Origin of the sequence: Nocardia sp. NPDC057440, from assembly GCF_042802915.1 — a bacterium.
In the GTDB taxonomy this organism is placed as follows: domain Bacteria; phylum Actinomycetota; class Actinomycetes; order Mycobacteriales; family Mycobacteriaceae; genus Nocardia.
This window is the reverse complement of sequence record NZ_JBHVDF010000032.1, coordinates 26619-45968: the sequence shown is the minus strand read 5'-3', so window position 1 is coordinate 45968 and position 19350 is coordinate 26619. Positions and strand designations below refer to the sequence as shown.

General features: G+C 63.9%; 19 protein-coding genes and 1 pseudogene. 6 read left to right on the top strand and 14 right to left on the bottom strand.

What is annotated here, in order from left to right:
- Positions 1–1067: 1067 nt before the first annotated feature.
- Both ACFU4Z_RS35730 and ACFU4Z_RS35725 read left to right on the top strand, forming a co-directional pair.
- Positions 1068–1520: an ATP-binding protein gene (locus ACFU4Z_RS35730; RefSeq protein WP_379072628.1), complete on the top strand. Its 453-nt coding sequence runs from the start codon at positions 1068–1070 to the stop codon at positions 1518–1520.
- A gap of 71 nt (positions 1521–1591) precedes the next feature.
- On the top strand, positions 1592–1981 hold the full coding sequence (locus ACFU4Z_RS35725) for a DUF6188 family protein (RefSeq protein WP_379072626.1): 390 nt from the start codon (positions 1592–1594) through the stop codon (positions 1979–1981).
- Between the two features lie 452 nt (positions 1982–2433).
- Here ACFU4Z_RS35725 and ACFU4Z_RS35720 read toward each other — a convergent pair whose 3' ends face one another.
- The 3 genes from ACFU4Z_RS35720 to ACFU4Z_RS35710 form a co-directional block, all read right to left on the bottom strand.
- Positions 2434–3294, bottom strand: a complete 861-nt coding sequence (locus ACFU4Z_RS35720) for a class I SAM-dependent methyltransferase (RefSeq protein WP_379072622.1) — start codon at positions 3292–3294, stop codon at positions 2434–2436.
- Positions 3295–3817: 523 nt separating this feature from the next.
- Positions 3818–4186, bottom strand: a complete 369-nt coding sequence (locus ACFU4Z_RS35715) for a GFA family protein (RefSeq protein ID WP_379072620.1) — start codon at positions 4184–4186, stop codon at positions 3818–3820.
- 287 nt (positions 4187–4473) lie between these two features.
- Positions 4474–5886: a hypothetical protein gene (locus tag ACFU4Z_RS35710; RefSeq protein ID WP_379072618.1), complete on the bottom strand. Its 1413-nt coding sequence runs from the start codon at positions 5884–5886 to the stop codon at positions 4474–4476.
- Between the two features lie 226 nt (positions 5887–6112).
- Here ACFU4Z_RS35710 and ACFU4Z_RS35705 point away from each other — a divergent pair, with 226 nt between their 5' ends.
- Positions 6113–6313 (top strand): transposase, encoded by a 201-nt coding sequence (locus ACFU4Z_RS35705; protein ID WP_379072616.1) that lies wholly within the window; start codon positions 6113–6115, stop codon positions 6311–6313.
- 325 nt (positions 6314–6638) lie between these two features.
- Here the strand turns inward: ACFU4Z_RS35705 and ACFU4Z_RS35700 are convergent, their stop codons facing one another.
- From ACFU4Z_RS35700 to ACFU4Z_RS35690, 3 genes and pseudogenes are all read right to left on the bottom strand, one after another.
- The gene (locus tag ACFU4Z_RS35700) at positions 6639–6812 is read right to left on the bottom strand and encodes a hypothetical protein (protein ID WP_379072630.1); all 174 of its coding nucleotides are present in this window, start codon (positions 6810–6812) and stop codon (positions 6639–6641) included.
- 72 nt (positions 6813–6884) lie between these two features.
- Positions 6885–7093: pseudogene (locus ACFU4Z_RS35695) on the bottom strand (Tn3 family transposase); the annotation flags it as partial.
- A gap of 173 nt (positions 7094–7266) precedes the next feature.
- Positions 7267–8769, bottom strand: a complete 1503-nt coding sequence (locus ACFU4Z_RS35690; RefSeq protein WP_379072614.1) for a peptide deformylase — start codon at positions 8767–8769, stop codon at positions 7267–7269.
- 156 nt (positions 8770–8925) lie between these two features.
- Here ACFU4Z_RS35690 and ACFU4Z_RS35685 point away from each other — a divergent pair, with 156 nt between their 5' ends.
- From ACFU4Z_RS35685 to ACFU4Z_RS35675, 3 genes are all read left to right on the top strand, one after another.
- Positions 8926–9882, top strand: a complete 957-nt coding sequence (locus tag ACFU4Z_RS35685) for a TauD/TfdA family dioxygenase (protein WP_379072611.1) — start codon at positions 8926–8928, stop codon at positions 9880–9882.
- A gap of 115 nt (positions 9883–9997) precedes the next feature.
- Positions 9998–12094, top strand: coding sequence for an amino acid--tRNA ligase-related protein (locus tag ACFU4Z_RS35680; protein WP_379072609.1), 2097 nt, complete (start codon positions 9998–10000; stop codon positions 12092–12094).
- Positions 12091–13044, top strand: a complete 954-nt coding sequence (locus tag ACFU4Z_RS35675) for a phosphotransferase (RefSeq protein WP_379072606.1) — start codon at positions 12091–12093, stop codon at positions 13042–13044. The genes ACFU4Z_RS35680 and ACFU4Z_RS35675 overlap by 4 nt, the downstream gene beginning before the upstream one ends.
- On the opposite strand, the gene ACFU4Z_RS35670 is transcribed toward ACFU4Z_RS35675, so the two are convergent.
- From ACFU4Z_RS35670 to ACFU4Z_RS35635, 8 genes are all read right to left on the bottom strand, one after another.
- Entirely contained in the window at positions 13037–13813 is a 777-nt protein-coding gene (locus ACFU4Z_RS35670) for a phosphotransferase family protein (RefSeq protein ID WP_379072604.1), read from the bottom strand. The genes ACFU4Z_RS35675 and ACFU4Z_RS35670 overlap by 8 nt on opposite strands.
- 341 nt (positions 13814–14154) lie before the next feature.
- On the bottom strand, positions 14155–14586 hold the full coding sequence (locus ACFU4Z_RS35665) for a YbaB/EbfC family nucleoid-associated protein (RefSeq protein WP_379072602.1): 432 nt from the start codon (positions 14584–14586) through the stop codon (positions 14155–14157).
- Positions 14583–15059 carry a hypothetical protein gene (locus tag ACFU4Z_RS35660; protein WP_379072600.1) on the bottom strand — a complete coding sequence of 159 codons (477 nt, stop codon included), beginning with the start codon at positions 15057–15059 and terminating at the stop codon, positions 14583–14585. Before ACFU4Z_RS35660 ends, ACFU4Z_RS35665 begins: the two co-directional genes overlap by 4 nt.
- A 16-nt stretch (positions 15060–15075) precedes the next feature.
- Positions 15076–16389, bottom strand: coding sequence for a hypothetical protein (locus ACFU4Z_RS35655; RefSeq protein ID WP_379072598.1), 1314 nt, complete (start codon positions 16387–16389; stop codon positions 15076–15078).
- A complete protein-coding gene (locus tag ACFU4Z_RS35650) occupies positions 16386–16682 on the bottom strand; it encodes a WXG100 family type VII secretion target (protein ID WP_379072596.1) in 297 nt (98 codons plus the stop codon). The genes ACFU4Z_RS35655 and ACFU4Z_RS35650 overlap by 4 nt, the downstream gene beginning before the upstream one ends.
- Positions 16683–16685: 3 nt before the next feature.
- Entirely contained in the window at positions 16686–17000 is a 315-nt protein-coding gene (locus tag ACFU4Z_RS35645) for a WXG100 family type VII secretion target (protein ID WP_379072594.1), read from the bottom strand.
- A gap of 572 nt (positions 17001–17572) precedes the next feature.
- Positions 17573–18346 carry an alpha/beta hydrolase family protein gene (locus tag ACFU4Z_RS35640; protein ID WP_379072592.1) on the bottom strand — a complete coding sequence of 258 codons (774 nt, stop codon included), beginning with the start codon at positions 18344–18346 and terminating at the stop codon, positions 17573–17575.
- Positions 18347–18635: 289 nt separating this feature from the next.
- A complete protein-coding gene (locus ACFU4Z_RS35635) occupies positions 18636–19175 on the bottom strand; it encodes a tetratricopeptide repeat protein (RefSeq protein WP_379072590.1) in 540 nt (179 codons plus the stop codon).
- Positions 19176–19350 lie beyond the last annotated feature (175 nt).

Sequence of the window (19350 nt, the reverse complement as noted above, 5' to 3'; positions counted from 1 at the left end):
ACCTCGGCCTCCGACAGTGCCGTCCTGGTCATCACACACCACATCCCCGATTCATCGTGAGAATCCAGTGTTGCGCTGACCTATTGAGAGCACCGGCATTACCGCACGTTGACTGAGGGGGCCGGGTCACGGTTGACCCGGAAGAAAAGGGTCGCGGTTGGGCCGGAGTTGACAGAACTCGTCAAGCAAGCGCGAGCCGACGGATGGTCGTCGGTGACAGGGGCCGTGCACAACATCTCGGATTGTGTGAGCGCGGCGAGCACCAGCCGCCACCGAGCCATATCAGCGATCCGGGCGCACAGGAAACTGATTTGCGTGACGCTGACCGTCGACAGGCGCGGGTCCGAGCATCGAGTAAGCAGCGGTCGTGATTTCGCGGCACAGAGCAGGTACGACGACCGTGCACATAGATGGCCCAGTGCACGCATCGGGTGCACTGGGTGCGCAGTGTGCACGCGTTGTGCACCCTGGGTACGCACGCCGTGCACACCGCCCCTTCTGCCCTCTATGAAATGAACGGCTGCCACCTGCCTTACCTCTTGAGTGCACACCGGTCCCGACCACTGGCGTGCACGCCGCGCGCATTGCGGATTGGCGCTGGATAACAGGTGTAACTTCCGGCGCTGTCGCTGTCGCTCGACCTAGCCCCTGGTGGAACTAGTTTCAGACCGATCAGGGTCAACATTCTGGCCCGATCACGACCCAGGTCCGGCCTCCGCGCCACCATTCCACCTCCATGTCGCCGCGATCGCTCTGGAGCTAGACACTCAGCGATACGGTCGTATCTCAGCTCGATCGCACGGAAGTCGGCTACCGGATGTACTGAGTTGCAGCAGGTCTCAGCTGCTGCGGCACGTCGTGCTCGATGCGCATGATGATGTTTGTGTGCCGACGCATGATGGATCGATGTCGTGCACGAACCGTGCGCCGAGCCACCGCCGCCCACCTGGACCCGCAGATGCAGTTGCAGGCGTGGGCCGATTCGACCGCGGTCACCTTCGACGAGGAACTCTGGGCCGAGCTGACCTCACTACGATTCCTCGCCGACGCCTACAAACGTCCTGGTGATGGGGCCGGTCGGGGTCGGAAAAACATTCCTGGCCAACGCATTAGGACACATCGCGGTCCGCCGCGACCATACCGTTCACACCGAACGCGCCGATAAACTGTTCAAACGATTGCGGGGCGCGCGGCTGGATGGCAGCTACGAAGGCGAGATGCGCAAACTGCACCGCGTCGACCTGCTCATCCTCGATGACCTGGCCCTGCACCGGCTCGAGGCCGCCGAGACAAGCGATTTCTACGAGCTGAGCGTCGAACGCGACCGCAAAGCCTCCACCGTGATCACCAGCAACGGGGAACCATCGGAGATCCTGACCATGATGGCCGACCCGCTGGCCCCAGTCGGCGATGGACCGGCTGCAATCCGCGGCCTACGAACTCGTCGTCGAGGCGAGTCCTACAGGCAACACCAGAAGCCACGCCGCGGCAAACCGGCCCGGCCCGGCGAATCGAGTTGACCCCAGCATGTCTCAACGAAACTTGGCGCTCTCCTGCATCGGGTGGTCTTGGTTACGCTCTGGTCGTGGCCATGGGTGAGTTCACCGCGTTGACCGGACTCGAGATCGAACAGATCTGGGTCTGGAAATCGTATCTGCGCCTGGTCTTCGATCTCGGAGCACCCGATCAGCCCGGTGTTTACCTCGACCTGACCGACTTTCAGTTCGACGACGCGACGAACAAGAAATGCGAAGTCCGGGTCGAGGACGATCCGCTCACCGCCGGCCCGGTCCTGGGCTTGCTGAACCATCGAGTCACTACCGCGCAGGTCCGGGACTGGGAACTCACCCTCACCTTCGACACCGGCGCACACATCCTCTGCCCGCCACAGGCACGCTACGAAGCCTGGGCAGCCTGCCTCCCCGACGAACGCTGGTACTGCCCGCCCGGCGGACCCGAGACCGATTGGCCACACCCCTGACACCGTGCGGGGAGCACGGTGCCGCGTCACCAACGACCTTGCGGGAACCAGGCTCATCCCCACGCGTGCGGGGAGCGCCATGAGCCGCCACAGACGGGGTCGGCGATTGGGGGCTCATCCCCGCGCGTGCGGGGAGCGCACTTCCTGACCAGCGTACTTTCTGTTCAATCCTCCAATTTTCATTCACTTTTCGACATGCTTGGAACCGATGGCGCAGAAACCATCTACGGCTGCACCGCTGCTTCCCTCACATCGACGGATTCCGGGTTCGAGGACGCGCTAGCCGGACAGCTTACGGATACTGTCCGAGATCCGGTCGAGCTTCCTCGCGCGCCCCCGGCTAGCTTGTCGCTTCTTCGTGGGTGACCGGCATACCGGCCGCGCGTCACCATGCATCGCCGCGACGCTGGCCGCCGCTGCGGCATCGATACGGTTGCCCCCGCCCACTGACATCAACGCGCAGCGTCAGGCTTGCGGGCAAGGATGTAGTAGTGCGCGATCGACTCCCGTAGCTGTCCAGACGGCTCGCATTCGAGCAGCTGCGCTCGAAGGTCCTTCTCGAATTCTTCAGCGAGAGCAGGACCCTGGCGAATCCGGGCCGTGTACGAGGTCGACCACAAGAAACCGAGGAACTCGTCCACCGTCCAGGCGTGTGGTGTCGGAAACTGGTACTCGGTGACGTCTGCGAACCCTGCCTCGCACAAGATCTCTTCATGGGTTCGCCGCGCTGGGCCGCCGCCGGCGGTCGGTTCCGATGCACTGGGTGGGCGTCCTGGTTCGCCGGACCACCGGGCCACGACATCGACGGCGATCGTCTGCCACGGCTCGGTGCCACTCCAGGGCGTGCTGCTGCCAAGGATCGCGAGGCACCTACCAGGTGCCAGCCACTCGCGGGCGCGGTCGGCGATTAGCGGTCGGTCCAGGCGATGGAAGGCGTTGCCGATCGTGACCAGTTGCGCCGGTTCGGTGACCGCAAGGTCCTCTGCCCTGCCGACGCTCCAGGCGATGTTGTCCGCACTGACCTCGACAGCCTTGGTGCGCCCGACCTCGATCATGTCCGATTCGAGGTCAACAGCTTGGACGTGTGTGAACCGTTCATGCAGCGGTATCGCGATCTCTCCCGTGCCGCAGGCGAGGTCGACTAGAAGACCACCCTCGCCCGACCGCCTCAGTAGGTCCTCGAACAGGGGCTGAGGGTAGGCCGGGCGATGCAGGCTGTAGTACTCCGCCGTCCCGCGAAATAGATCCTCGCGGTAACCAGGCTGCACAGGCCAGCTCGGCGGAGTTGACGCAGACGACGAGGTCTCGGTCATGGCGTCATCATTCCTTACTCTCGCGATCCGATAAAACTTCCGATGCATGGGCTTGCCCAACGATCCCGGCCCTTCCCGTGCGGGCGGTTCCTGAAATCAGGGAACAAGGTCGGGACGATCGAATTGGCGCCGACCGTACTCGCGGTCAACGTGTTGACCAGCGCACCGGACGCATCACCGGAACTTCTCAACGAGCGACTGGCTTCGGCTGTCGCCGCCGATTGTGGTGGCGTTGTCTGTGCGGGTCATCCGCGAGGCTGCTCCCGACATCATGACCGTCGTTCCCGGCATTCGTCTCCGCCGGCAGTGCGGTGCACGACCAACAGCGGGTGGCGACACCGGCCGAGGTCATTCGCAGTGGCGCAAGCATTCTCGTCCTCGGCTGAGCAATCACCGCCGCGACGGATCCTGCCGCAGCCGCACAAGCCATCGCTGAGGAAGTCGCGCAGGCACTCTGATCGAAACCCGGCCGATCGTCGAGCGCTCTAGGCGGGCGGCCGGTCTCGTCAATCTGCGGGGACGATCAGTCTTGTGCTCCGAAAATCGGAAGCCACGCGACTGCATTGGGACGAAAACTCTGTCGCTCGGGCGTCAAATCTGAGTGGTCGTCGAGGCTCATCATGGTGACGCCGACCAGTTCTGCCTCACCGTCGTCCTGGCCCGCGATAGAACTCCCGCAGGCACCGCAGAAGCCACGCTGGGAGTCGGGGAACGTGTTGTACCAGACCGGCTCTCCGCCTGGGCCGGTCCACTCGAACCCATCTCGAGGGAAGGCGACCCACGACATCACTGGGTTACCAGACAATTTCTGGCAGTGGGGACACGAACAAAGGTGCGGGAAAGTCAGGTCACCCGATGCCTGATACCGGATGTTGCCGCTTCTCTGCACCATGCAAGTGGACTCGCCGTCGACTGCCGCGTCGCCAATCGTGGGACTACCGACAACGGCTGATGATCCTGGGAAAAGTGCTGGTAGACATTCGAATTGGACCGCATCAGGCGGGTTCGGTCCGAAACGATACGTGATCCCGCCGGGGAGCGGATACGCCGGCTCACGTCGTCGGGACACCTGACGCTGTCACGCGAGGCGTCGGCGGTCGCAGTTGCCGTGAGGACTGCCTGGCCAGCCAATGCCCGCCCACTGGAGTCGGGCGGGCCGAAGAACGGGGCCAATTGAACTCACGCACGTCTATTTGGATGGTCCTTGATCGCGAACTTTACGTTTGCGCAAGAGAATTCATATGGCTGGAAACCCGGTAGACCATCGCCGTCGACGATGTCTGTGTTTTTAAATCCTGCGAGTTTGAGAAGGGTGAGCCGCAGAACCCAAGACAGGGAGTATGCGACCGCTATGTTGAGATTGAATAGATTCTCCTTCTCTTTCCTGAGTTGATCGGCGGTGAGTTCGGTCTCGTCATCATCGCTCTCGTAAGGAAGCTGATGAACCAGCTTGTTTCGAACGAATTGGACTGATTGTGCCCAGTCGGCAAACGCTGAGGTGATAATCAGGTGCTCGTCGAATTCCTTGGCATACGTGGATAGTTCATTGATGCGCGCGCGGTAGCTGATATCGTTCAGCATATTAAGTCCGGCGTTCATTCGATCCTTGATCTTCCCATCGTCGAATTCCTCCAGCTCATGAAAACGCTGTAGTGCAGCCTCCCTCACCGCTTTGCGGATGGTTCTCAGCTGTGGCTTGGTCAGATTTGGAAAGCTCACTCGTTCGGCAAGGAGCTTCCGATGTAACCCTTCGGCTACCGCGCAAAGGGTGATCACCTGCGTCTCTATCGGTCCGGACTCGTCGGCTCCTGCGAGTGCATCCACGAGGCTGTCCGCCTTGTAGCCGATCTCAATCCACTTAGCTACCCGCGCTTCCGTGATCGACCTGTCATGCATCATGCCTGGCCGGACGCTAGGCTTTGGTTCTGCACGTTCTGTGCGGGTGATATGAACCTCGAGCCACGCCGAGTTGTCGTCTACGCGTACGTGGGTGGACCGCAAGCGCAACCGGCGGCCAGTAACGATTTTCATAAGGTTCTTGAGGGGGCCAAGAATATACTGCTCGAATTCCAGCAAGATAGCGCCATCTTCGCATCGCGCGGTGATGACTATCGAATTATCTGCGTATTCGAAATCGACGACACTGCCGCCCAGAATGTCGATGAGGGCCTGTTGTTCGTGGAGGTGCTGCAAGAAATCTCCGGCTATCATATAACGGCACTGAGTAAACCTCTGGTGTGCGTCAACGTGATTGTCTCCGATCAGAATGATTTTACAATCGAACTGCTGGCCTGCGCTTAGAGGCTCAGAGCCGCCCTGGGCGTCGACGAGTGTAATTCTTTGGCCATCTTCGGTTTGGCCTAGAAATGTCCTCGGCGCAAAGTCCTCGACGATTTCCTCTGCTGTGCCGCCATAGGCTATATGTGTTTCGTGCTCATGGGGGCTTGTGATCTTTACGTGCAATTCGGGCATAATGTGCCGTAGGACAGAAAGCGTTGATTTCTGTCCTACGTTTCCGATGGTCAGTTCCCCGGCGGATTGGACGCCGGACTCTGGATACCAGAAGGTGCCTTGAATTACAGTTTGGTCCATTCGCGTACCGCTCCCAGCCTCGACTTTGCGTTCTTAGCTAGCCGTATCGGCTGGCGGGTGCGGCCGTTACGGCGCTCACGTGGTCTCGGAGGCAGCTGGATTGTCCGCTCACCTTGCCATCAATTGGGAACCTGATGCCTCTCTCCGGCGTCGAAGTAGGTATGACCAGCGATGATCTGGCCCAGGTGATTCCGATGATCCCTCGGCCCGACGGCGTGGCTGCCCGATGGCGTCAGGCTTCTCCACAGCCCGAGCCGTGGTCAAACACGCAGGCCTGGCACCACGAGAGAAACTCTCGGGCGCCTTCACCGGCCGCACCAAACTCACCGGCCAAGGCCGACCCGCCCTGCGCCTAGCTGCCGGGACGAGCTGCGCGAGTTCGGCGTCGATGTCGGGGTCGCCGTCGCAAAGACCGAACTTCGGGTAGATATGCCGTAGTGCGCTGGTAGAGGCTGGTTTTCGCGTTCGTGGTGCGAGGTCGTGGCTTTGTGTTCAGGTGAAGCTGGTCAGGATGGAAGCTTCCGCAGTGCTGCAAGGACAGCGTCATCGGCGGTATTGGTCCGCTGCATCTGATCGAGCCGCTGTCCGAGGCGGTCGTCGCTCGCCGCGACGATCCCGAATCCTTCGTTGATCACCGCCTTCGAGATCGCGTCGAATTCTTGATAGGCCGCGATCTCGCCCTGGCGTGCGGCGGCGATCTTCGCCGCGTCCCCGTTCTTCTGCGCCTTGGTGACCAGTCCCTGGGCTGCCGACTAACGGCGGCGGGCGGCCTTCTGCTGATCGGTGAGATCGGTAAGCCGGGCATCGGCGACAGTGCCTTCAGTGGTGCTTACCGCATCGAGATTCCAGCCTTCGGAATACTCGCGGTCGGCGGCGTCGATCAACGCGTCGACCTCGGGGATGCCGGTGCGGTGGTCGTCGTTCATGAGATGCCTTTCGGGGTGAGCCATGGCTCGAAGACGGTTTCGATGACGGTGGCCTGCTCGGCGGTTCCAGCGCGTGCAGCGCATCACCCCGTACTCCTTCAACGCCACGGCGAGGGAGTGCTCTCGGCCGGAGGCGGAAAGCTTGCCGACCAGCAGGGAGCAGCGGCGTGCCTGAACTTCAACGATCCGGCCAACCGCAGCAGGTCATCGTAGTGCTCGGCGATCAGCTCCAGGTTCGCCTTCCGCGTGAACAACGGTCCCGCGCATGGGAACCGGGACTCGAGGAGGTTACCCATGCCGCAGGCAGGAAGGAAGTTGGCGTGTTCGGTGAAGGCACGATAGCGCGACCGCGAGAGGTTGCAGAACCTTCGATGGCGCCGAGCCAGACCGGGCTGTTCTGGCTCCGGTGAGAGTGCACGGCGAAGCGAGTCGACCGATAGGCGGCATCGGAGGTTCAGTAGGTCCAGTTCGTGCCGGTGGCACGGTACTGCTCGACGGGGATGGGTTCGGCTCCGGGTCGCATGCGGTCGAGGTAGAGGTGTCCGTGTAAGTGGTCGACCTCGTGACAGACCAGGCGTGCGACGCCGCGTTCGAATTCGGTGATGTGGGTGTTGCCGTCGATGTCGGTGTGTTCGACGGTGATCGCCAGCGGGCGTGGTACGCGTCCGCGCAGGTCGAAATACGATAGGCAACCCTCGAATTGCTCGTCTTCAGTGGCGCTGGTGTCGATGATGCGAGGGTTGAACAGGGTGATGGTGTCGCCGTCGAGGGTGCGCACGATCGCGGCGGCGCGGCCGATGCCGATCTGGGGTGCGGCGATGCCCATTCCCTTACCGAACACGTGGGCTTGGGCGACACGTTCGGCCGCGGAGTTCAGTTCGGCGATGACGCGCCGTGCGTCTTCGGCTTCGGCAGGCAGGTCGAACGGGCGCGCGACCTGACGCAGGATCTCGTCGCCTTCCTGGACGATGCCAAGTCCGGCCATCACCTTGCTGGGTGGCGTGCGTTCGTTGTGGTTGCGGCCGCGGAAGTCCCATTCGAGGCGGTAGCGGGCGTGCAGGGGCGGATTGTCGGTAGACCAGGAGTACTGGTGCCTGCCGTCGTTGACCTGGTGGGTGATCGGGGTGGGGAAGGGCTGGCCGTCGGCGGTCATCGAGGTCTGTAGCCCCCAGACCGAGGGTTCGAGTTCGGTGGGGAACACCAGTTGCACGGACAGTCGGTTGGTGGGTAGACGTACGGCGCGCTGAAACCAGTTGCCCCAGTGGCTTTCTGACACGGCGTATTCGTATTCGATCCAGCAGGACTGGCCGGGATACAGCGGGAAGTGCCGACCGCTGTCAGGGTCGGAGAACTGAAGCCAGATCTCCTTGAACGCGTCCCGGTCGTGGTGAGCGGTCCAGTTCATCGGTTGCGTGCGGTCTTGTCCGTGCCAGGCATGCAGGTCTAATTCGTCCCAGGTCAGCGGATTCTCTTGGTAGAGCTGGTTGGATCGTTCAGGGTCGCCGGGGTAGCGGTCGACAGAGATCCTGATCAGATAGCGGGTGATCGGTGCGGTTCCGCCGTTGATCAGCCGCCGCCGCTGCCGCAGCCGGTAGGTGTACCCGTCGAAGGACAGGCAGGCGTCGTCGTGGTCGACGACCAACGACCCAGCCGGATCCGGCGCCTCGAACGAGACCGGAACGCGCCCAGGCGCGGAGCGATTGGCGACGAACTCTGAATAGGCGGCCCGCAGCGCGCCCCCGGCCTGCAGCGTTGCGTCGGCGGCAGCAGCGAACGCAGGTGAGGGGTTCTCGGAACCAGACTCGACCTTGGACACATACGGGCGGCTATAGCCGAGTTTGGAAGCCAGCTCGCGCCGCGACAGGCTCCGGACGTCGCGCCAGTGACGCAGCTCAACGGCGAAGACATTGACCGGGGCCGGTGAATCCGTGTGAGGCGAGGTGTCGGGCTGGGTCACTGACGTGTGCTCCTGTCCGGGGTGTGCGTGTGCGTGAGTACACCGTGAGTATGCCCTCACTATGACCAAACACCCTGCATCCGTGGGGAAATGGAGCGATCCGATGGTCCTCGACCGTGTGAGATCGGTCGAGGACGGCGCTGTCGAGGAGGTCTAATGCGCGGTCATCGTCTTGCACCCGCAGAAATCGTAGAACTCGTTCCCCCGGATGCAGCGCGTATTCATCGCGCCGCGCTGGATCTGGTCGAGCAGGGAGGGGATCCGATCGACCATGCCGCCGAGCTGGTCACCCTGCTACCCGCGGCCGTGGTCGTCGCACTGCACCGCTACCGCAGCACCGGTTCGCCGAACAACACGATGCTCGTGCGCGGGTTGCTGCCAGAGTGGGCAGGGTTGCCGCCGACTCCGGCCACGACCACCCCAGCACCTGAGCGGGTCGTGGAGGCGGCGGCGCTGGCTCTGCTCGCGGTCACCAGTGTGCTCGGGGAGGCATTCACCTTCGCCAACCTCTACCAAGGTCGGCTGGTGCAACACATTGTGCCGGTGCGTGGCCGGGAGACCGCTCAGACCAGCGAGGGGAGCGAGAGCCTGGACTGGCATGTCGAGGACGCCTTCCATGAGGATCGCTGTGACTACTTCGGATTGCTCTGCCTGCGTGGCCATCTCGGCGCGTCGACGCTGGTGGCTCCCGCCCGCAACCTCGTTCTCGATCACCGGGTCGTCGCGGTGCTGCGCCAGCCCCGTTTTGTCGTGGCGCCCGACCTCGCGCACGGGCTGCCTGAGCCCAGCGCGGTGGAGGCTGTTCCGGTTCTTTCCGGTGACCCGGACGATCCGGAGATCTGCTACGACGCGATCTACCAGCGGCCTGCCGACCTCGCGGACCGCGCTGCCGTCGACGCGCTGGCGGCGCTGGCGCTGGCGATCGATGTCGCCGCGGTCGGCCACGAGCTTGCCCCCGGCGAAGCCTTGCTGGCCGACAACCGCCGGGTGGTGCACGGGCGAACCCGATTCCGGCCGCGCTACGACGGCGCCGACCGGTGGCTACTGCGGGTGATGGCGTGCGCGTCTGTCCGCGCGCACCGTCGCCGTCGCGCGTTGCGCACCATCGCCTGACCCTGCCAACCCGATCACAGAGGAAGTCGTGAAACCGATGTCGCCCACTATGATTTCCGCCCCACCGGCCACCGCCGCACCGTCCGCATCCGCTGCGGTGTCGGTGGAGTTGCCCGTGTGTTCGCATGATGAGTTCTCCCCGCTGACCGAGGTGGTCATCGGTGTCGCCGCTGGCGCGCGCATCCCCTATCCGCTGGACCGGTCGGCCTGGCTGAACCTCTACCCGGACCTGACGGCTGCCGAGGTGGCCGCGGTGCAGTCCGGGGCGTTCCCGCCACGCATGCTGGCCGAGACCGCCGAAGATCTCGACGCGCTGGCGCACACGCTGGCCGGGCTCGGTGTCCGGGTGCACCGCCCGACGCCGGTCGACCACGCCGCCGAATTCGGCACCCCGGACTGGCGTTCGACGGGCTTCTACTCTTACTGCCCGCGCGACCTGGCGCTCATCATCGGATCGACCATCGTGGCCACTCCGAGCCCCATGCGCGCCCGCGCGCAAGAACTGAACGGTCTGCGCGGGCTGTTCCAGGCCAAGATGCTGGCCGGATCCGCATGGTTGTCCGCGCCAGTCCCGCAGCTGGCCGACGAACTGTATCCACACGGGGCCGACGGCCGCCCCACCCTCGGCGAGGCCGAGCCCGCGTTCGAGGCGGCAAACGTTCTACGCGACGGACAGGATCTGTACTACCTGGTGTCGGGATCAGGCAACGAACTTGGATTACGCTGGCTGCAAATCACCCTGGACGCTCTCGGCGGCACACACCGGGTACACCCGATCCGAGGCGTATACCCCGGCACCCACCTCGACTCGACGATCAGCCTCATCCGCGAGGACCTGGTACTGGTCAACCCCGCCCGCATCACCGACCTCGCACAGTTGCCCGCACCGCTGCGCGCACGCGAAATCCTGTGGTGCCCACCGATGGCCGATACCCCGGCCACCACCGCGCACCCGTTGTCCTCGGAGTGGATCGGCATGAACCTGCTGATGGTGCGGCCCGACCTCGCCATCGTCGACGCCACCCAATACAACCTCATCAACGCACTGGAACAACGCGGCGTCGAAGTCATCGGCCACACCCTGCGACACTCTCGCGCTCTCGGGGGCGGAATCCACTGCGTCACACTCGATCTGCGCCGCACACCAACACCCCAACCTGCCAACCCTGAACCAGCTGCCGCCGTTGTGGTGGGCACGTCATCTGGAGCGTCGCTGGCCGACCGTTACGCCCTTTTGCGCAGTGACCCGGCCGCCCGCGATGGACTCGAGACGCGCTCGCGGGTGGTGCACGCCCTGCGGTCAGCGTTGCATGACTGTGGGCACGTCGAGCTCGACACTCCCTTGTTGCAGCGGGCCAGGCCCGCGCCGGGCAGGTCGTTCCGCACGCTCACCGAAGCGGTCGGCCCGCACCTGTACCTTCGCTCGTCCCCGCTGCATTTGCGTGCGGCGGTGACGGTGTGGCCGCGGGTGTTCGAGATCGGGCGAAGCTTCCGCGACGAACCCGCTGATGCCACCCACGCCCCGGAATACAGTCTCGTCGAGCTCTACCAGGTCGGAGCGGACTACCACAGTCTGCGTGCACTGGCCCGCGAACTCATCATCACCGCCGCGCACGCCGCCCTGGGCACCAGCATCATTTGCACCGCGGACGGCACTGAAATCGACCTGGCGGCCGAATGGACCGTGTACCCGTTCTACAGCGCACTCAGTGCCGCAGTCGGCCAGCCGATTTCCACCGATACCCCGGTCGGGGTATTACGCGAGGTCGCAGACCGGTGCGCGGTGCCGGTGCGGCCCGACGCCGGTGCCGATGAGATCGCCCTCGAGCTCTACGACCGCCTGGTCGAGCCCCGGGTTGTCGCACCGACCGTGCATGTCGATTTCCCTGCTGGGCAGTCTCCTCTGGCCCGCACCCACCCGGGTAACCCGAGGCTGGCTCAGAAGTGGGATCTGGTCATCGGCGGCCGCGAGATCGCCACCGCCTACACCGAACTCGACGACGCCACCGAACTGCGCCGACGCCTCGCTCCCGACGGCGACAGGATCCTGCCCAGCGAGGCCGCCACTCTCGACGCCGACTGGCTCGAAGTGTTCGACCACCCGATGCCCCCGGCGGGTGGGCTGTGTATCGGCCTGGAGCGGCTGCTGCTCACCTTGACCGGCGGCACCGACCTCGCCTCCGTGATCCCCTTCCCCCTGCCGCGCGCATGAACAGCCCGACCACGCGCGTCACCGCCGACCTGCCCGCTCTGCTGGCCGAGGTTGCCCATGCCTACCAACTCGGCACCCTCACCCACTGGCGAGTGCTGACCACCGGCTACGAGGACTGCAACATCGCCGGTGAGACCAGCACCGGCGGGTCCGTGGTGGTCAAGATCTTCGGTCCCACTCGGCCTTCGGGGTTGGCCGCGCGGACCGCGATACTGATCACCGCGGCCCGCCGCCGGGGCGTGCGGCACCCGCGCCTGCACCACACTCGCTCCGGCCGCCATGAACACTATCTGCTCGGCCACCAGGTACTCGTCATGGACTTGGTCGCCGGCGCGACCCTCTACGACCGCAACCGCGCACCCTCGACAACAGAACTCACCTCCGTTGTTGACGCTGCCGCCCGCATCCACTCCCTGGACCTGCACCCCGACCCGGTCACCGACCCGTGGGCAATCACAAACCTGCACCACCTCGCCGCCGAACTGATCGACATCCTCGACGACGAACAGCACCAGCACGTCACCGCCGCCCTCGTCCACCTCGACGCGGTCGACCGGCGAGCTCTCCCGCACAGGCTGGTCCATGGCGACCTCACCAAAGGCAACATCCTCATCGAGCCAGACGGCCAGGTCATCGTGCTCGACTTCGCCGTCGCCACACGCGCACCCAGGATCCAGGAGCTGGCGGTGGTGGCCGCCAACCTCACCCACGGCCACCCCGACCCGCTGCCACAACGCGCCGCCCGCATCGCCGAGCTCTACTCCCGCACCGCCGTGCCCGCCCTCGATGACCGAGAACTGGCGGCATTGCCGGGGTTCACCCGCGCCGCCGCGGCGATGGAGATGCTCGGCGCCCTCGCCGAGTGGCGCGACGGAAACCGCAACACCGAGACAGAATTCCTGATCCAGTTGGGGCTCAATGGGTTACGCGACTACAGCGTGCTCAACTGAGACGGGCTCGCAGCCACGACAACGCCGCGCTCGCCTTCGCGGCCTGGTGAGCGCGAAGGGTCGGAATGTTCTCCGGCGGCGGCAGTAAGGATTGCAGAGTGAAGTCGCCGGCCACGGCCGCCAAGACCGCGGTCACCGCGTCCGGATCCGCCTTGCGGCTGGGGGCGTATGCGCGCCAGAGGGATTCGAGGTCGCTCGGTCCGCCATCGACAGGCACCGACGGCAGAAACAGCAACCCGTCGACCCACGGCGCACCGAGCACGGCGTAGGGCCAGTCCACCACGACCACTCGGCCGTCTTGGGTGAGCAGCATGTTGTCGCCCCGCAGGTCGGCATGCAGCAAACTGTCGCCGCGAGCGGCCTCGGTCCAGCCTGTTTCGAGGTCGAGGAGTCGATCCAAATGTGAATGCGCCCAGGGCGTCACACGTGCGGCCAGCTCAGCGCTGTCCGCGATCACCGCCCAGGAGCGGAAGTTCTCAGCGAGGTCGTCCGTGATCGGCATCGCGGTGATCGGGGCGGGCGTCAGGGCTGTGGCCATCTGCTCGAGCGTGATGATCGCGGCCGTCAGGTCCTCGCGCTGCCACGGCGTGCCGAGCATGCGGCCGTCGACGTCGTCGAGGACCAGCATCACCCAGTCACCGTCGTCATAGGACCACTGCAGCTGCGGCGCGGGTACGGAAGTGGGTAGAGACCCCATCACCTCGATCTCACGCCGATACAACCCTGGTGCCCGCGAGTTGCGGGTCGCGCTGATCGCTTTCACAAACACACGCCGTCCATCCGCCAGGTGCAATCGCGACGCGACCCCCGGCGAGTAGCCACCGCCCATCGAGACCTCGGACGTGACGTCGCTGCCCCATTGGTCGCAAGCTGTCGCACGTACACGCTCGGGTAGATCGAGCCAACGAAGACGTTGTGACACAATGTGATCCACAGCAGACCCTACGGCCAGGTTGTGCGCGGTCATCGACTGATCCCTTCTGCGTTCATGCGAAGCGTCTGGGTCATTCTCTCATTTCATGCTCCGAGGCCCCTATACTGCGGTTGCGTCTGGCTACCTCGGCGTCTACGCCATCAGGTCTTCGTCGTCTGTCATGTGCAGGCCGTTGTCTAGCGGTTCCAACCGCGCCTGTTCATGCGTTCGAAGTAGGCGTCGTCGGCCGCTTGGATCTCTTCTTCGGTCATCGGCCGTCGAGGTTCGGTCACTGCGGCCTCGGCCTTGCCGAGTAGTTCCTGCATGGGGTTACGGAGGCGAGGGTCGGCCTTTCGGACGATCTGTTCGGTTCTTGCTGCAGCATCCGCCCGGGCTCGACGGTGGCAGTCGAGCAGGGCACTTGTCAGTTGTGCGCTGGTCCAGCGCATCGCACCAGGAGCGATCTGCAGGCTGGTGATGTCGCCGCTCGCGCTGACTTCGATCGTGACGCCACGAACCTCGGCGTGGCCGGTGATAGAGGCCGCGGATTTCGCGAGATTCTCTCCGCTGCGCCGGATCCCGGCAAGGTTCCGCTGGAGCTGACGCTCCCATTCTGGGAGGTCGGTCATGAGCGCCTCAACTTCTTCAACACCTGCTTCAAAACCCCCGGCATCGGTCGCATCTCATCTCGACGGACCTTGTCCTGGCCGGTGTAGATCCTGTAGTAGCGAGTGAGCTCGGGGCCCAACAATTCGACCACACCGGGCTCATCGAAGATGTTCTCGACAAACGACACAGCGATCAGATCGGAGACCGGGTTCTGCCCGTCACCCCACGCCTGTTCGAGCCGGCTGAAGAAGGGCGCCAACCGCGATGCCGGATCAGCGCTTCCCTGCACGATCCGAACGACCCAGCGTGCGACGTCGCCCATGAGCATCGTCGGGAGTATCTCGTCGTAGTCGTTGACATGCTCGGCTATGAGCGGGCGGATCTCGGGCTCCAGGTTGGCGAGATCTCGGATGAACTGTGCCTGCTCGGGCACCAAGGTCCTCGACCAAGTATCGATCAACTCCAGGATCTCTTTGTCGGTTCTATCGTTCATATTTCGCCTCCCTTTCCTATCGTCCGGCCAATGCATCCATGAGGTTCTGCAGCTCTCGAATCGCAACGGCCCGGTCGGCGGGATCGGTGTTGGCCTTGTCCATCAACCATTTCGCGAGTCCTCGCTGTGACTCCATCGCCTTTTGCAGGTGCCATCGACCCTCGGTCGGTTCCAAGGTCTCGAGCTCGTTGCGGACCGCATCTGCGGTTGTCCCATCACCAACTCTGCCCGGATTATTCGCGCCCTTGTACAGGTCGTTGAGGATGTTCTGCAATCTCGTGTCGTTGACGGTCGGCTTGACCCCAGGCGGTTTGGGTCCCACTCCGGGCGGCCCACCGCCAGGATCGGATCGCCACAGTTTGGTCTTGGCCTTCTCCAGCCACTCGCCGAGCCTGGTCAGCATCGCCTTCAGCCTGCCGGTGACAGCTGAGCCGATGCGGGCAACGAGAGTGGTCACCTTGGCGACGAGCCGGTCGATGATGCGCCCGATGCGGGCGGCATAGATGCCGATACGCGCCACCAGAGCACCATGGCCGCCGAGTTCGGAAATCCCCGCGGTGAACGGCGCAAGGACCGCCATCCCTACTTCCCACGCGGCGGTCTCGATCGCCATATCCTCGAGCTCGTCGAGGATCTCGCTGTGTGCGTCGTCGAGGTGCTGGGCGTACTCGCCGCACGCGTCACCGATTTCCCGATACGCCGCCTGCAGTTCCAGGAAGTTACCGGAGGTTTCACTGCAGGTGGCGACCGAAGCGGGGATTTCCGGTGACTGCTGGTTCCCCAACATCCCGACCGCATTGGGAAACGGGAGGGTCGCGGTGTCCAACGCCGCCGCCGCGGCGTACCAGACGTCTTTCGCGGCTCTCAACTGATCCTGGTGCCCGTTGGGCCACATCAACCCCGAGACCGACTTGATCAGCGACCACCCGAACGGATCCGCGCCGCTCCCACCACCAGCCGACGGGGCCGAGATCGCAAAACACGGATCGATGCTCGGTGTCGGCGCCGGAGGTGGCTCGATACCGTTCGCGGCAGCTTCGGCAGAGGCGTGGTTGTGGGCTCCGGCCGCGATCAGGTCGCTGATACGCGCGCACGTCGACACCAGCTTCGAGGAACTCTGCAGTGCCGCGGCCGCGGCCTCGTCGTAGGTCGTCGCCCACTGAGTGCCCGCGCTGTCGCTACCAGCCATCCCGCCGTATCCGGACAGCGTGCGCACCAAGGCGGCGTGGACCTCGCCGGCGTCGTCGCGGATGAACGCCAAACCCTCACTGGCGGAGCGGTAATCCTCCTGCCGGCACACGATGATCGGGAAACTCGCAGGAGGGCTCACGGCCACATCTCCAGATTCGTCTGGGCCGCGCCGGTGTAGCTGGTGTGCGCCCGACGCGCGACCTCACGCAACTCATCGAGGTTTTCCCGCATCTCCGCCGCACCGGCCATCCACCGGTCATGCGCGCCGCGCTGAGCTTCAGCCGCCGCGCTCGACCACGCCAAGTGCAGCTCGGCGATCTTCTGGTCGACCTCCGCCAGCCACCCCTCAACGTCGGCACCGAATTTCGCCATCGTCGTGATCGCGTCGTCGAGCTGCTCGAGATTCACCCGGTAGCTGTAATCGTCGGCCACGGCCTACACCTGATCTTGCGCTTGTGTGAGCGCGTCGCTGTTAGCGAGGTCGCGCATCTCATACCTGTGGGCCGACTCGAGGAGCTTCGCCGCCGAGGTCTCGAGCGCAGCGACGATCTCGTCGGCACCCTGTTTCCACTCGACCCACGACTCGTCGTAGGCGGACGCGGCTTTGCCTTGCCAGCCGTCCGAGAGAAGCTCCTTACCGACCGTGTTGTCGAGCTGCACGACCCCAACCCTGATGGTCTGGGCTTTGTCAGCGATGAATCGGGCAGCATCACGGAGTCGATCCACCTCGACCCGGAGCTCGTCGGACATGCCCTCTCCCCTCGTAATGCTGTCCACGAATTGCCTCTGAACTATAGGACGCAACGAAGGACCGCCCGGTTCCCTGTGGCTGCGCAGCGTTCGACCCTGCCGATACCTGATCGAATCCCAACAAAGCCCTGAGACACCGCCAACGCTCGAGAAACCGGCCAAGTTTCGGTTCCTCGACGACCGCCGGTGATGAACTCGCGAAATCCTCTGACTCCTATGCGGATTCGATCAGCAATACCAACGTACGACGCCAGCACAACTCATCGAACTCTTCGCTACCTTGGCCGACTGTCCCGTGACGACGTTGTCGGACCAGGTCCGTTCACACGACCTTCGGCGAACAGTTCTCTCTACCCGACCAAACCGAAGTGGGAGTACGGACACAACTTGGAGCTCGAGAACCGGCTGCTAGCTGACGCACAAGACCTGACCACTTGCCAGACCGCCGCTTGCGTCGTTCGAGCGACTTCCGGTTCCGAAATCGACGCTGTACAGGTGGCATTGCCCGACCACGACCGAATCACCTAGCCGGACAGGTGCATAGGTCCACTACTCTCATGGCCCACTGCAGACTAGGCAACCAGCCAGTCGACTGTCACCCTGATTGCCTGGCCTTCCCGCTCCCGAGAGTCGAACCCATGATCCGAACCAACGACCGTATGCAGCGTAGTGTCCGGTCGCGATCGCGCGGCATCGGCGGCGATGTCGTAGGAGACGGCTGTATCGCGGTCGCCGTGCACAATCAGCGTCGGCGGCCCTCCGGATAAGAAGCCGTCCAATAGCTGGTAGTGCTCGAACTCCATGAACATGACACGGCCAAGCCGGAACTCGCCGTCGACAAGAAGGAAACCGTTGTCCTCCAACTGTTTCTGCTGATCAATGCCGAAGTTCTCCTCTCCCCACGCCAGCTCCGGCGCCAAGAACGTGTGTCGTAGATCCAAGACTGGATTCCACAGCACGAGCCGTTTGAGGCCATCGAGCCACGGCAACGACAGGATCGTGGAAACAGCGCCGAAGCTGGCCGCCACGATCGACAACCGTTGCCCGCCGAATCGCTCACGAACAGCGCCCACCGCGGCTTCCAGATCCAGGCACTCACCCGCGATCGTGACTCCTTCCTGAGTGCCTCCGCTCGCCCCGTGCCCCCGGAAGGTGAACCGCACAACGTTCAACCCCTGAGCCGCCAAACGCTCGGCCAACCTGAAGAACATCCCTCCACCCTCGTCCTGGTCCACCGTGATGCCGTGTACCAGCAGCACCACTCCGAGAGCCGGCTCGATCGCGGCCTGGTGAACAGCGGCATCCAACCGGATGCCGTCCACGGAGATCAACTCGAAGCGTTCCACCGATCAGGCTCCCGTTCACTCGGTCCTCTGCATCAACCACCGATTGTTCGTCGTCTTCAACGATTTGGATCGCAGGCCGCAGCTCGCGGCTGCCTGTTCCGGCAGGCGCTGTCTTTCGTGGTGCGCGCAGTTCCCTGATCATCATCGAGTGGCGGAGATGTATGCCGGATGGGCAAGAGCGATCCTGATGAAAGGTCGACCATGGGCAGAACCGAGTGCTACGACGACCTGAAAGCGCCGGAGCCGAATTCCCTTCTGGTGGATTGAAATTCACGGTTCTTGGGACAGGCTAGTTGTCGATTTCCTGGTCTGGCGTCTGCTGTTGAGCTGTGATCAGCTGGCTCTGTTGGTGGATGAGGTCACCGCGCGTCCGCAAGGTTTCCTCGTGCTCCGGGCCGAGCACTCGGTTGCGCGTGTCGAGCAGATGCTGGAAGTCGGCGGCGGCGCCCTCGTGGTCGCCGGCGGATGCCCGGGTGTCGGCCAGCATGTCCAGTGTTCGGAGTGCGTCCGGGTGGTCGGGTCCAAGCATGCGTGCTCGCCCGTCGTACACCTGCTGGTAATCGGCGACGGCTCCGGTGTAGTCACCCATCAGGGCGCGGGAGGTGGCCAGGTTGGAAAGCATGATCAGCGTCTCTTCGTGATCGGCACCGCGGATGCGTACCCGGGCGGCATGTAGTTGCTCGTAGCCGACGGCCGCCGCGGCGAAATCGCGGCAGTCGAAATGGAATTCGGTCAGTCGGCGCAGGCTGGTCAGGGTGTCACGATGATCGGCCCCCAGCACGCGAGTCTGGTCTGCGATCAGCTGCTCGTAGTCCGAAACGATGCTCACCCGTTCCACGGTACGACCGGAAAGGCGATTTGCTCAGCGCTTTTCGGCGCGGGATTATCGTCGGTTTCTGGGCTGCCCGATCTGTGACCCCCGCTCGTCGACGCCGCACAGCCCCGTTGGCGGATCTGACGGCAGACCAGTTCAGCCTGACCTGCAAACGCTTAAGCCAGTTGGC